The organism is Fibrobacter sp. UWB13 (assembly GCF_900177805.1).
Taxonomy (GTDB): domain Bacteria; phylum Fibrobacterota; class Fibrobacteria; order Fibrobacterales; family Fibrobacteraceae; genus Fibrobacter.
In genome coordinates this window covers 88,401-102,367 of the sequence record NZ_FXAX01000001.1, presented here as the reverse complement: position 1 = coordinate 102,367, position 13,967 = coordinate 88,401, and the positions used below count along the sequence as shown (strand labels likewise).

At 50.8% G+C, this 13,967-nt stretch carries 11 protein-coding genes; 8 read left to right on the top strand and 3 right to left on the bottom strand.

What is annotated here, in order from left to right; genetic code table 11:
- The first annotated feature begins 20 nt into the window (after positions 1–20).
- Positions 21–1,151 carry an RluA family pseudouridine synthase gene (locus B9Y77_RS00465; protein WP_085490064.1) on the top strand — a complete coding sequence of 377 codons (1,131 nt, stop codon included), beginning with the start codon at positions 21–23 and terminating at the stop codon, positions 1,149–1,151.
- Positions 1,152–1,201: 50 nt separating this feature from the next.
- Here the strand turns inward: B9Y77_RS00465 and B9Y77_RS00460 are convergent, their stop codons facing one another.
- The gene (locus tag B9Y77_RS00460) at positions 1,202–3,613 is read right to left on the bottom strand and encodes an ATP-dependent helicase (RefSeq protein ID WP_085490063.1); all 2,412 of its coding nucleotides are present in this window, start codon (positions 3,611–3,613) and stop codon (positions 1,202–1,204) included.
- A 203-nt stretch (positions 3,614–3,816) separates the two neighbouring features.
- Between B9Y77_RS00460 and B9Y77_RS00455 the strand changes: the two genes are divergently transcribed.
- Positions 3,817–4,803 (top strand): hypothetical protein, encoded by a 987-nt coding sequence (locus B9Y77_RS00455; protein ID WP_085490062.1) that lies wholly within the window; start codon positions 3,817–3,819, stop codon positions 4,801–4,803.
- Between the two features lie 77 nt (positions 4,804–4,880).
- Here the strand turns inward: B9Y77_RS00455 and B9Y77_RS00450 are convergent, their stop codons facing one another.
- Positions 4,881–5,267: a hypothetical protein gene (locus B9Y77_RS00450; RefSeq protein WP_254899868.1), complete on the bottom strand. Its 387-nt coding sequence runs from the start codon at positions 5,265–5,267 to the stop codon at positions 4,881–4,883.
- A 70-nt stretch (positions 5,268–5,337) separates the two neighbouring features.
- On the opposite strand from B9Y77_RS00450, the gene ispD reads away from it, so the two are divergent.
- Together ispD and pheT are read left to right on the top strand one after the other, a co-directional pair.
- The gene (ispD, locus tag B9Y77_RS00445; protein WP_085490061.1) at positions 5,338–6,072 is read left to right on the top strand and encodes a 2-C-methyl-D-erythritol 4-phosphate cytidylyltransferase; all 735 of its coding nucleotides are present in this window, start codon (positions 5,338–5,340) and stop codon (positions 6,070–6,072) included.
- Between the two features lie 47 nt (positions 6,073–6,119).
- A complete protein-coding gene (gene pheT / locus B9Y77_RS00440) occupies positions 6,120–8,555 on the top strand; it encodes a phenylalanine--tRNA ligase subunit beta (RefSeq protein ID WP_085490060.1) in 2,436 nt (811 codons plus the stop codon).
- A gap of 97 nt (positions 8,556–8,652) precedes the next feature.
- Here pheT and B9Y77_RS00435 read toward each other — a convergent pair whose 3' ends face one another.
- Entirely contained in the window at positions 8,653–9,036 is a 384-nt protein-coding gene (locus B9Y77_RS00435) for a hypothetical protein (RefSeq protein WP_073424590.1), read from the bottom strand.
- Positions 9,037–9,128: 92 nt separating this feature from the next.
- Between B9Y77_RS00435 and dnaX the strand changes: the two genes are divergently transcribed.
- The 4 genes from dnaX to B9Y77_RS00415 all read left to right on the top strand — a co-directional run bounded on the left by dnaX (position 9,129) and on the right by B9Y77_RS00415 (position 13,965).
- Entirely contained in the window at positions 9,129–10,856 is a 1,728-nt protein-coding gene (gene dnaX / locus B9Y77_RS00430; RefSeq protein WP_085490059.1) for a DNA polymerase III subunit gamma/tau, read from the top strand.
- Positions 10,857–11,056: 200 nt separating this feature from the next.
- Entirely contained in the window at positions 11,057–11,359 is a 303-nt protein-coding gene (locus B9Y77_RS00425; protein WP_198953213.1) for a YbaB/EbfC family nucleoid-associated protein, read from the top strand.
- A 144-nt stretch (positions 11,360–11,503) separates the two neighbouring features.
- Complete coding sequence (locus tag B9Y77_RS00420; RefSeq protein ID WP_073424592.1) at positions 11,504–12,895, top strand: TolC family protein; 1,392 nt, start codon at positions 11,504–11,506, stop codon at positions 12,893–12,895.
- 20 nt (positions 12,896–12,915) lie between these two features.
- Positions 12,916–13,965 carry an efflux RND transporter periplasmic adaptor subunit gene (locus B9Y77_RS00415; RefSeq protein WP_073424593.1) on the top strand — a complete coding sequence of 350 codons (1,050 nt, stop codon included), beginning with the start codon at positions 12,916–12,918 and terminating at the stop codon, positions 13,963–13,965.
- The last annotated feature ends 2 nt before the right edge of the window (positions 13,966–13,967 follow it).

Sequence of the window (13,967 nt, the reverse complement as noted above, 5' to 3'; positions counted from 1 at the left end):
CCATTAACTAGTAACTAAAAATGATTACACGTACTATCGATCGCAATTTTGCAAACATGCGCCTTGACCGTTTCCTCCGCAAGGCATTCCCCGAAGAATCGCTCTCGGTGTTCTTCGCTGTCATCCGCAAAAAGAAAGTCCGTGTAAACGGCGTTGTCGGCAAGGCTAACCAGATGCTCGTCGAAGGCGACGTGGTCAACATTTACGAGAACTTCAAATCCGTAAGCGAAGACGACAAAAAGGGGGAAAGCCTTCCCCTCGCTTCCGCCGCCGAAGCGGCTCCCGCTACCCCTTCGAGCGGGGACACCCCGCAACGCCCCGATGCCAAAAGCGCAACAGGTTTCGCCAAGAACAAGTCCACCTGGGGCCGCCACCTCACAGGTGCCGAAAAGCAGGCGCACTGGGGCGCTCACGAGCTCGACCTCGTCGTGCAAACCGAAGATTACGTGATTGTGAACAAGCCCTCGGGACTCGCCAGCCAGCCGGGCAGCGGCACACGCCCAGGCGAAAGCCTCGTGGAATACCTCTGGGAATGGGGACGTAACGAAGGTCTCGATTTCAAGCCGACCATCGCCCACCGCCTCGACCAAGAAACTTCCGGCCTCATCATTGCAGCTCTCCACGGCGACACGCTCCGCGACTTCACCCGCATGATTCGCGAACATGTCGTAGACAAGTTCTACTTTGCACTCGTCAAAGGCAACCTCAAGAAAGACCGCGGCACCATCAGCGAATCGCTCCTGCGCACAGACAGCGCTAAGGGCAGCAAAATGCTCGTCGGCCAAGATGACGAAAACGCGCAGAAAGCCATCACGCATTACCGCGTCAAGCAGCATTACGAAGGCTACGATCTTGTGAAAATCAAGCTCGAAACAGGCCGCATGCACCAGATTCGCGCCCACTTCGCAAGCATCGGGCATCCGCTTCTCGGCGATACGCGTTACGGCGACTTCGCGCTCAACCGCGAAGTCAAAAAGCAGTTCGGACTGAACCGCTTATTCTTGCACAGCTGCCGCCTGGAATTCGATTGGCAAGGAGAACACAAAGTTTTCGATTGCCCACTCCCCAAGGAACTCCGCGATGTCATCAAGCAGCTCAAGCCGATGCGTTACGAGCGTCCTGAAAACAACTTCCAAAGAAGCAGACGATAAAATGGCGATGCCTGTCACCCCGTACTTGTTACGGGGCCGACATTTATCCTCTACACTTTCGATAGCGGGAAATCGAACTGAATCGAGCGCGGAGTCGCGAACTTGTCAAAAGTAATTTCGTAGCAGAAATTCTTTTTATCGACACCGCTGACGGTCCCGATTCCAAAAATCTTGTGTACCACACGATCGCCTACCGCAAATTCTGCCGTAGGCGCTTTCTTTACCGCGCCAAGACTCTCGTCTTCATCAAAATCGCCCATCAAATCGCGATTGCGGTCCGCTTCTGCAATAAAAGCCCGTGCCGCCAAAAGCAAATCGTCCGAGAATCCACGCGCCACATCAAGCTCGCCCATGTCCATCTCGAGCAAGAATCTCGACGGATAGCGTGACCCGCTCTCGCCCGCCACGCCATCCTCGGCATCGCTCAGGCAAAGCACATTTTCAGCACGCGTGAACGCCACATACGCAAGCCTGCGCTCTTCTTCGAGCTGAATCTTGTTCTGCACACGCTTCACCGGGAAAAAGCCTTCATTCAAGCCGCACACAAAAACGTACGGAAATTCCAAGCCCTTCGCATTGTGGATCGTCATGAGCTGCACACGGTCCTTTTCCTGCGAATCTTCATCGGCATTCGTGAACAGCACGATGTTTTGCAAATACTCATCCAGCGAAGCATCTTCTTCGTAGTAATTCTCAAATTCGAGAATTCCCTGCTTGAGTTCTGCGAGATTGTCCAAGCGGTCTTCATCACCATCTAGGCGAAGCATTTCCTCGTACTTCGTCTCGCGAAGCATCTTCGAAAGCAATTCCGAGACGCGCATATCCTTATAACGCGAACGGTACTTTTCAATCAACTTCACGTATTCAACGACGTTGCTTCTCGACAAGAATTCCTTGCAGTCAAAATCAATTTTCCGATGGTCATTGCCAACCGACGAAAGTTCCGCCTGCGTCGTAACATCAGGCGCCACATCGTTCAAGCGCCCCGCCTCATACACAATTTCAAGCAGAGCCTCGTAAAGCCCGACCTTGCGCGTATCAGCAAAAGCCTGCAAAATTGCCATTTTCTTCGGCCCGAACTGGCGCTTGGGCGTATTCACCGTCCGGATAAACGACAAGTCGTCGGCATACACGAGCATTCGCAAATAGCAAATGATATCCTTGATTTCCTTGCGCTGGTAAAAGCCAACCCCGCTATAGACCTTGTAAGGGATAGACTCCGACATCAGAGCCTCTTCGACAGAGCGCGACTGCGAATGCATACGGTACAAAACCGCAATATCCTTGTAATGCACACCACCCGCGCCATTTTTCACAGAATTCTGTACCGCATTCTGGATGCGTTCTACAATCCATTTCGCTTCTTCGCGAGTATTTTTTGCATGGTAAAACACAGGCGTCTTGCCACCCGCACGGACCGGTCTCAAGACTTTCTCGATTCGGTACTTGTTGTTCTTGATGACCGCATCCGGCACCTTCAAAATGCTCGGCGTCGAGCGGTAATTGTTCTGCAACAGAATCGTCTTCGTGCCTTTATGGAACTGGTCAAATTCCAAAATTCGATTGATATCGGCACCGCGCCAGCCATAAATCGTCTGGTCCGGATCGCCCACCACAAACAGGTTCTTGTGGTAACTCGAAAGCAAATCCGCCAAGCGGTACTGTTGTCCGTCAATATCTTGGTATTCATCGACCATCACGTACATCATGCGCTTGCGCCACTTGTCGAGCTTTTCCGGAAAATTCTCCAAAATATATAGCGTCACCAGAATCAAATCGTCAAAATCGAGCGCGTAATTTTTCTTTTGCTCGTACAGATAGCGGTAATAAACCGCCATCCACTTGTCCGGAGCCTCGTCCGCAAGCTCTACCAGATGCTCGCGCTTCTCGTTTTCAACCGCCGGCGCATTCCCGGCAGCCGATACATTCTCCTCATCCGCCAAGTGTTCAGCAAACAGCGACACATAATTAATATCATTCGCCTTGCGGCCACCCACAAAATCAAGGACACTGCTAATTTTCAAATCCTTGAGCGAGAACCCCAAATCCGCATACGCCTTGCGCAAAAGCGACTTCTGGTCGTCCTCGTCCAGAATCATGAATTCCTTCGGGTAATTCAGCACGTGGATTTCTTCGCGCAAGAACTGCACGCAAAAGCCGTGGAACGTCGAAATGTAGCCGCTATCGTCACCGCCCAGAATCGAGCGGATGCGCTTTTTCATTTCGGCAGCAGCCTTGTTCGTGAACGTCACGCAGAGAATATTCGCAGGCGAAATGCCCATTTCCTTCACGAGATACAGATAGCGGTGCGTGAGCGTCCGAGTTTTACCCGACCCCGCCCCAGCCACCACGCGCACGTAGCCCTCAGTTGTCTCAACCGCCTCAAGCTGCTCCTTGTCCAGGCGGGAACGCTCCCATTCGAGGGAGTTTTCAACATTTTCGCTTTTCGGGCTTTTTTCCATACGCGCACCGCCTTGTAGTGAACATCTGTTTTACTGCACAAAAAGTAATCTATTTATAGAAATCCGTCAAGTTTTACATAATTTTGGTTCAATCATTCTATCTTGGAATATAGCTATAAACTTTTCTTAAGTTTTTCGTAAGTATCGAAATATATTTAGAGACGGAGCAATGATAAACCTCGTTTTCAGCAAAGGGGAGAAACATGTTTACTACGCTTTCCAAAATAGTGGGGGTCGCTATTGTGTGTAGTACGGCGTTGTTTGCACAAAATAGCGCTGTTAAAGACTCAGCAACGATCCATCCCCAGTTGCTCCCAATAGTCCCAGATTTCGATGACAACGCATCCAGTTACATAGTTACACCCAAAGTGGACACGGTCTCAAGCATTAAGGAATCCGTTAAGGATTCTATTAAGGAACCTATTATTAAGGATTCTGTTGAAATTAAGGCACCTATTGAAGAACCAAAAGCCGAAATCATAAACGTGGCTGACTCTTCCAAAGTCCAAGTTACCGAAAGACAGGCGACACAGGAAGAAAAAGTGGACGTTGCCACAAAAGATTCGACGAACGCAAGTTCTCCAGCCTCGAAGAGCAAATTCCGTACAAACAAAACTCTCCAAAGCTACAACTTCTATCTTCCTATCGAATCTGAGAAATGGGAAATCAAATCCCAAAAGCATGAATGGAATTCTTTAAGTTTCCAGTTCCACTGGACTCGCTATAAAATGCAGGAAAACGGCTTTTCGACATTACTCGACCTTGGCGCCGGGTTTGTTACAGGCAAACTAAACGACAAATATTTTGATGGGAAAATCAGATTTAACGGTATCGATCTCAATATGAAGTCTGGCTTAGGTTTTGCGCCTATATCAAACGATTTTATCGTAGCATTCTACCTCATTGGTGGAGTTAACTTAAAAATGCTCAACGGTAGAATCACTGTAGACGATAAGAAAATCAACCCCTTTACCGTATTCGTAGATGCAATAATTGGTGGTGATTTTACCCTCGGGTATCAATTTTTTGAATCGGCAGGAATTCTTGCGGGCATTGATGTTACCACGAACGCTTTTGGTATAGGCGGCTATTCTAGAGAGATTTCCAAGACATCAAAAGTCACCCAGATGAAATACATATTCTCGGGAATTAATCTCACCCCTCATATCGGAATTTTCTTCGCTTTCTAATTCATAAAACATCTCCTCAAAAAGACCCCTCCCCTGCACTTGAAAGAAAGTGCAGGGGTTTTACGTTTTACAAGGATCTATCTGAGGCAGATAACAGCAAGCGTTGCCGCAAAAGCCATATAGGTAAATACAAAAAGGGCTGCCTTTTTACGGCTACCTTCCAAACGGATTTCAGGTAGCGTACTTACAAAACAGATTTGCCATAAATCAAACAAAACCCACGCAAGGTTTACAGCAGCCAAGCTCAAGCCTACATGATGCGGAGCAATAATAGCAACAAGGGTCAAATAAATTTTAATGCTTCCCGAAACACTATTAGCAAGCAAGAAGTTATGCGCCCCGACAAATCCGCCCAAGCAAGCAACGATTGCCATTTGAGTTCGGTTGCGAGGTTTCAATTCACTAAAGTCCATTTTGTCTCCCATATACACACTCGATGCCAAAGGTAAAAACTTTCTCATCATTCAAAAAACTTTTTACTTCTTACTTTTTAAACACGGTGACTTACATCACAAATATTTCTATTTTATAAATATGTCTAATTCATTACTTTTTGGAAAATTTGCTGCCGTTCTCCCCGCAGGCGGTCTTGGCAAGCGCATGGGCGGGACAATTCCCAAGCAATTGATGAATCTCGGCAATAAGCCTGTTTACCAATACAGCCTTGAGACTTTCCTCAACATGGATGAAATCGCAGAAGTCGTTATTGCGGTTCCTGCCGATTGGAAAGACTACTTTGAAAAAGATATTTTTAGCCGCTTGAGTCCCGCATTTGGAACCGGATATGGGAATATTTTAAACAAACTAAGGATTGTCGTTGGTGGGAAAGAACGCTGGCAATCCGTGCAAAACGGAGTGAACGCGCTCACTAGCGGCGCTGAATACGTCCTAGTCCACGATGTCGCACGCCCGTTCATCAGCGAAAAGATCATCCGCGATGTCTGCGAAACACTTATCAACAAAGGCAGTTGCCTTGTAGCCAAACCCGCCATCGATACCATCAAGATTGCAAGCGATGGCCGCGTCGAAAGCACAATCGACCGCAATAAGGTCTGGCTCGCACAGACTCCACAAGCGGCCCGCATCGATTTGCTCAAGAGCCTCTACGCCCGCATCGAAAAGGAACCGCTGAACTTCACGCCGACCGACGAAGCAAGCATCCTCGAATTCTTTGGCGAGCCCGTCTATATCGTGAAAGGCGAATCTGCAAACGACAAGCTCACCACCCCCGAAGACTTCGAAATCTTCGTGAACCGCGCGAGCAAATAGAGTCGTTTTTTCTATATTTACCGCCGAAAAATTTAAAGGGTATTAAAATGAAAGTTTCTTTGAATTGGCTTAGACGTCACGTTGACCTTCCGGAATCTGCGGAAGATGTCGCAAAGGCGCTCACCTCCATCGGTCTCGAAGTTGAAGGCATGGAAGAACCGGGCAAGGTCTATGACAAGTTGCTCGTTGCAAAGGTTCTCACTTGCGATCCGCACCCGGATAGCGATCACTTGCACATCACTACCGTGAACGACGGCACGAACACCATCCAGGTTGTTTGCGGAGCCCCGAACGTCGCAGCAGGTCAGACGGTTGTGCTCGCCCCGATTGGCGCAGAACTCCCGCTCCCTGATGGCACCAAGCTCAAGATGAAGAAATCTAAGATTCGCGGTGTCGAAAGCTTCGGCATGATTTGCGCCGAAGACGAAATCGGTCTTTCTGACGACCACGGTGGAATCATGGTTCTCGACGATTCCATCCCGGCTGGTACGCCGTTCGTAAGCCTCGGCATGTACGATGTCTGCTTCGAACTGAACGTCACGCCGAACCGCCCGGATGCGCTCAGCCACCGCGGTGTCGCACGCGAACTCGCCGCCAAGTTTAACCGTCCGCTCAAGCCGCTCGCTTACAACTTCAAGGAAGATTCCGAAGACGCAAGCGCTGCTATCAGCCTCGAAGTCGTTCCGGGCTGCGGTTGCTCCCGCTATGTGGGTCGCGTCATCAAGGACGTGAAGGTTGAAAAGTCCCCGGCATGGCTTGCTAAGCTTTTGCACGCTGTCGGCATGAACAGCATCAACAACGTCGTCGATATCACGAACTTCATCTTGATGGACGTCGGTCAGCCGCTCCACAGCTTTGACATGGACCAGCTCCACGGCAACAAGATCAAGGTCCGCCGCGCCGTCAAGGGCGAGCATATTGAAACGATCGACCACACCGCACACGAACTCATCGAAAACGACCTCGTGATTTGCGATGGTGACCGTCCGGCTTGCGTCGCTGGCGTGATGGGCGGTGTCGAATCCGAAATCGTCGACGCTACTAAGAACGTGTTCCTCGAAAGCGCATGGTTCAACCCGACCGTTATCCGCAAGCAGGCCAAGCGCCTCTGCATTTCTACGGACTCCAGCTACCGCTTCGAACGCGAAATTGACTTTGCAACGCAGGACGAATACAGCAAGTACGCTTGCGCCATGATCCAGGAAGTCGCTGGTGGCCGCATCCTCAAGGGTTCCGTCGAATACACCGGCGAAGACCACAAGAAGGAAAACAACCAGGTCACGCTCCGCGTCGCTCGCGCCGCCAAGGTCATCGGCATGGAAGTTTCCGCCGAACAGATTGAAAAGTTCCTCACGGGTATCGCTCTCGAAGTCGTGAAGAAGGACGCCGAATCTCTCACGTTCAAGATTCCGAGCTTCCGCCCGGACCTCGAACGCGAAGTCGACCTCATCGAAGAAATCGCTCGCCTCATCGGCTTTGACAACATTCCGTACAGCTTGCCGAAGTTCACGATGCAGCCGAACGAACTCCCGGCTATCGAAGTTTTGAACCGCAAGATCCGCAAGACGCTTTCTGCCATGGGTCTCCACGAATGCTTGAGCCTCCGCTTCACAAGCAAGGCACGCACCGAAGCCCTCTTTGGCCCTGAAAGTGACGACCGTCGCAGCAAGCCGGCTCTCCTCTTGAATCCGCTTTCCGAAGAACTCGGTGCTGTGCCGACAAGCCTCCTCCCGAATTTGCTCAAGGCTGTTGCCGAAAACGAAAAGAACCGTCCGGGTTCTGTTCGTCTGTTCGAAGTTGCCAAGGGACAGTTCAAGCGCGCTCGCAAGGACGAACGCGATCCGGGCTTTGACGAATCCAACCTCGTCGCCCTTACCATCGCTGGAAACTTTGATACCGATCCGCTCAACGACAAGCCGAAGCAGATTGACTTTGCCGCCTTCAAGGGCTTTGTCCAGAGCTTCTTCAAGCGTCTCGGTCTCGTCGTGGAATTCCGCGCCGCCGCAAAGCCGGAACTCTTCCTCCACCCGGGCAAGCAGGCTGAAATCGTCTGCAACGGCACGGTTCTTGGAACGATGGGCGAACTCCACCCGAACTGCCTCAAGGCTAACGAAATCAGCTACGAGACTTACGTGATGGAAGCCGACATGGACAAGATGGAACACGAAAGCCACAAGAAGATTGTGTTCCAGCCGTTCAGCCGCCAAGTGCCTTCGACCCGCGACATCTCTATCGAAGTTGCAAAGTCGATGACTCACGAAGATGTGCTCGCCCGCATCAAGGCTCTCAACCCGAAGAACCTCGCAAAGATTACTCTCAAGAGCATCTACGAAGGTGAAAAGATTGAAGCCGGCAAGAAGAACATGGTTTACAGCCTCACCTACCAGGCTATGGACCGCACGCTCACGGACGAAGAAGTCAACAAGGCTCACAACAAGCTTCGCGACAAGCTCGTCGCAAACGGCGACATCGTTCTCCGCTAGTAGCGACTGCGCCACAACTAATAATTACAAGAAACGCTCCCGATGGGAGCGTTTCCTTTTTATTACTTTATCTAAAATTTTGTACCCGACAAAGGGTTTAATTCAAGCCAAGCTGTTCACGGACATTCTTAATAAATTCATATTCTTCGGGCGATATATTAGTCCTGTTGTAGTCTTCGTGCGAAGCATTCGCAATACGGACCATGCAGTTTATCACGAGAACCTTTGAATCACGGGACTGCGACTGAAGCGCCTTGACGCAAGCCTTAGTACGGTCGCTTGCCGACTTGAAGCTTGCATAAAGGTTGTTGAATTCGTCCCAACTGGCGTTAGGAGTCACTTCGTCATGAATCTTGTCGAGTTCTGCACTTTCCGCTTCCGTAGCCGAGGCAGCACCCGGCAAAAGCTGTTCATTTTCGTGGTTATGCGAAAGGCAGGCTGTCTGCCAGCACAAAATCAAAAGCGCCATATCAAAATTCATAAGTACCTCTATTTGACTAATTACATTTATAAAGATACGAAAAATCCAAACCACGAATCACCAACCACGAACCACTTTACTATACTTTAGTCATGGCATACATCGCAATGGCGCGTAAGTGGCGCCCGCAATCATTCAGCGATATGGTCGGTCAGGAACATATCGCAAAGACTCTTGAGAACGCCATTCAGGGCGGTCGTCTCCATCATGCATTCCTTTTTACCGGCACCCGTGGTGTGGGCAAGACTACTAGCGCTCGCATCCTCGCCCGCACGCTCAACTGCAAGGGCAATGACCCGCTGCACCCGTGTGGGCAGTGCGACAGCTGCAAGGATATCGCCGGCGGAAACCCGATGGACGTCTATGAAATAGATGCGGCCTCTAACACCAGCGTCGACAACATCCGCGATGTGATTGAACGTGTGCAGTACCCGCCCGTCATCGGCAAGTACAAGATCTTCATCATCGACGAAGTCCACATGCTCTCGACAGGCGCCTTCAACGCTCTCCTCAAGACGCTCGAAGAACCGCCGTCCCACGTGATTTTCATCTTTGCAACGACCGAAGTCAACAAGGTTCCGCAAACGATTTTGAGCCGTGTGCAGCGTTTTGACTTCAAGCGCCTGACCGTAGACCAGATCCGCAGCCGCCTCCGCTACATTTGCGAACAGGAAGGCATCAAGGCTACCGACGAAGCCCTCGACATCTTTGCCGAAAAGGCCGACGGTTCCATGCGTGACGGTCTCACCTACTTTGACCAGGCATACGCCTTTACCGGAAACGAGATGACCGCGGAATCCGTCCGCTCCGTCCTCGGCATCCCACCTGTAGAACTTTTCTTCTCGCTCATCCAGTCCATCGAAAACCACGACATCAAGGGTTGCTTCCGCATGGTGGATGACGCTGTGAAAATCGGTATCGAGTTCATCCCGCTGCTCGACGGCTTTGGCAAGTTCCTCCGCAATTTGCTCTACGCCCGCCTCGACGCCTTCACGCCGGATGCACTCAACATCACCGAAGAACTTTACACCAAGTACAAGAGCTGCGCACAAAGTCTTACGAACGGCGACATTCTCCGCATAAGCAAGATGCTTATCGACTTGCAGGGTACGCTCCGCTACAGCACGAACCCGCGCCTCCTCGTCGAAACGACGTTCGCCCGAATGGCTTGGCTCGACCGACTGGTCGATTTGCGAAAAGCTCTTGCAGCGATTAACGATCCTAAAAGCGCCGAAAACGACGCGGTAAAAAAAAAAGTAACTGAAGTCAGCGCCATGATAGACGCCCAGGAAGAAGTCCAGGCGTCTTATGATGACCCATTTGCAGGCTACGATCAAGGTGGCGTGCAGGCATTTTCACGTTACGAGATTGCCGCCGCATGGCCATCCATCCTCTCCAACATCGCTAACGACGGCGACTACGTGTTCTCCGCCGCCATTGCAGGCACAACGCTTGAAACAGGCGACCCCGAACAGAACCCGTTCCCGATTGCGCTCACCTACGCGGGCACGACTGAGAATGCCGAAAACTGGGGCTACCGCCAGATGACGGAGCATCCCGAATACGTCGAACGCGTGACACGCATTTTGGAAGACCGCCTACAAACAAAGATTGCGCTTTCCATCCGCACGCGCGCCTTCACCGAGAGCGAACTTGCCGAGCAGCGCGCCGCCAAGATGAGCCCGTATGAACTCGACCTGGAAAAGGAACCGGGACTTTCAAAACTCCAGCAGATGTTTGCAACGGAACTCGTTTTCACCAAGAAACTCAAGAAAGCGGCCATCGTTTCACAATGCGACGACGAGGATTGCGACGCATAGATTATCATGGACCCTATCGGTCGCAAGCTCCCTCCAGGGTGACAATTAAAACGTCATCCTGGAACGAAACGTAGTGTAGTGATAGGATCCAACCAAATAAAAATTCTATAATTACGAATGGAAAACAGTCATCCTGACACGCAAGTGGAAGGATCCAATAACCTTTAATACACTCAAAAAGCGAGGATATATTCATGGACATGAGCAAGATGCTTAAGGACCTTCAGAAAATGCAGAGCAAGATGCTTAAGGCACAAAACGACCTCAAGGCACAGAGCTTTGACGCCGAAGCCGGCGGCGGAATGGTGAAGGTCGCCATGAACGGAAAGGGCGTACTCACGATGGTGAAGATCAATCCGGATGCCGTCGACAAGGACGATGTAGAAGCTCTCGAAGACCTCATTATGGCTGCCGTGAACTCAGCCGTCAAGAAGAAAGACGACGCCCAGCAGGCAAGCATTTCGGACATCACTGGCGGCATGAAAATCCCCGGTTTGATGTAATTTTCGCCAAATTTCGCAAAAATTCGCAAATTCGGATGCACTTCATCCCCAATATTTGCGTTTCATCAAAAACAGAAAAAAGCCCCCTTATGAAAAGGGTGCTTTTTTTTTACATTTGGCTAGCTTAATATATTAGGAGAACGAATGTCAAGGAAATTTTTAGTCCTTTCTGCCCTCGCTTTAGGGCTGATGGTACCGGCCTCGGCAAAAGTCTACACTCGAGATGAGGCGATCAAGACCGCCATGGAAAATTCTTCGGACATCAAGAGCGCCGAAGAAGATCTCGTTTCTGCAAATTCCCAAGTAGACGCTGGGTATGGTAACGCCTACCCGTCCATTGACCTTAGCGCCAATGTAACCCGTATTTTCGGGCTTGATGACGTCAAGCTTGGCACCCCCATGGCCGACGCCGCCAAGGATTCCACTTTGGGCGCCAACAAGTTCGATAAAGAACGTGTCGCTCCTGCTCTAGACAAGATGATCAATGGTATGAGCACACAAGGTTACCGCTGGCAGTCCAGCGTGGGCCTCACGCTAACCCAGGTGCTCTACGCCGCAGGCAAGGTTGGTACCGCTATCGATATCGCCAAGGCTTATAAGCACTTGCAAGAGGTCAACCTCGAAAATACGAAGTCGAATGTCCGCTACGAAGTCGATAACGCTTTTGACCAGCTCATTTACTTGGATTCCTCCATCGCCATTGTTGACGAAAGCATGAAGATTACACAAGACAACATTGACTTTGTGGAACAAGGCGTCAAGAGCGGACTTGCCACAGAACTTGATTTCGCTAGAGTCCAGCTCGCCATGGAAGCCCTCAAGGTAGACAGAAAGACACTCGAAGACAAGCGCCTCCTTGCCAAGAACGCACTCCTCAACACCATGGGTCTTGACTGGGACAACGACGTTCAATTCAACGGAGAACTCCGTAGCCCGGAATCCAACCTCCCGTACCCGGACACCTCCATGGCAAGCGTCAAACAGCGTCGTAGAGAATTGGTGATGCTCCAAGCTACCGAAACGATGAAAGAAAAGAACATCGAAATCGAAGAAGGTGGCTACAAGCCGACAATCGCATTGGTTGGTGGTCTCAAGTACGCAAACAACCAAAACAAGATTACCGAATGGGACGCACCGAAATGGGACAAGCTCAATAAATACGTTTCTTTGAACTTGTCGATGAACCTTTTCAATGGCATGCAGACCAAGGAAGCAGTGGTCCAAGCTAAATCCAGCCTCCGCAGCACCCAGATCCAGAAAGAAACCGCAGAACGCGGCTTCCGCGTGCAAATCGAAAGCTGCGCACAGACACTCGCCTCCGCAGAACGCAATCTTGAAGTTTTGAAAAATAACATTGACCTGGCCCAACGCATCTACGACATGACCGACGCGGCTTTCAGAAACGGCATGGAAACGCAGCTCAACCTGCTTACCGCCAACATGGACCTCCGCAAGGCAAAACTCAACTACTTGCAGGGAATTCTCAACTGGAACACCGCTTATAACGCACTGCTCCAAGCCACAGGTGAATACTAAGATTTAAGAGGAAGACAATCATGAAGACCATTACAAAATCAATCATTACTATTTCTGCCCTGTCGCTCCTCCTCGCTGGATGCGGCGACGCTAAGAAAGACGCCAAGTCCGAGAAAAAAGTTTCGACCATCGAAGAAATCCAGAAGGTCAATGGCAAGCCAGCCCGCGTCGTGAAGGCTGCAACAGTCAAGCTCACAGACGTCCGCGCCTTCAGCGGCACCATCGAAGGTAGCCAGCAGACGACCGCAACCGCCAAGCTCGGTGACCCGATTGCCAAGATCAACGTCCGCGTTGGTTCCAAGGTCAAGAAAGACCAGGTTCTCGCGGAATTCGTCTTTACGGGCGACAACACGGCTTACCAGCAAGCAAAAGCAGCCATGGAACTGAACGAAAAGACCCTCGCCCGCACCAAGGAAGTGCAGGCAAAGGGCGGTGTCACTCAGAGCACCGTTGACCAGCTCGAAACCCAGATTAGCATATCCAAGATGCAATTGGAAGCAGCCCGTCGTGCAACGCTCGTGCTCGCCCCGTCTTCGGGAACAATCACCGAAGTCAAGTTTAAGGCTGGCGAAGTTCCGGGTGTCGGTGGTGCCATGTTCACCATCGCAAACCTCGACAAGGTGATTCTCAAGCTCAACGTCACAAGTTCCGAAATCGGTTTCTTCAAGAAGGGCGCCAAGGCAACAATCGAACTCAACGGCGAAAAGCTTCAGGGCGAAGTAAGCCTCATCCCGCTTGCAGCAAACCCGATAACCCGCTTCTTCCCGGTCGAAGTGACCTTCAAGAACAAGAACCGTAAGCTCCTCCCAGGCATGTACCTCACCACAAAGATTGACGCCCGCGAAGTCACCGGCGTTACCGTCCCTGTCGAAGCCATTGTCTATAGCAACGGCGTGAACTCGGTCTGGACAGTCGATAGCGAAGGCAAGGCCAAGCGCAAAATCGTGCAACTCGGAGTGCAAACCAAGACCGACATCCAAATCAAGGATGGCCTTAGCGAAGGCGACGTCGTGATGGTCGAAGGCCAGAACCGCATGAACGATGGCGACAAGGTGCTGATCGTCGAATAATC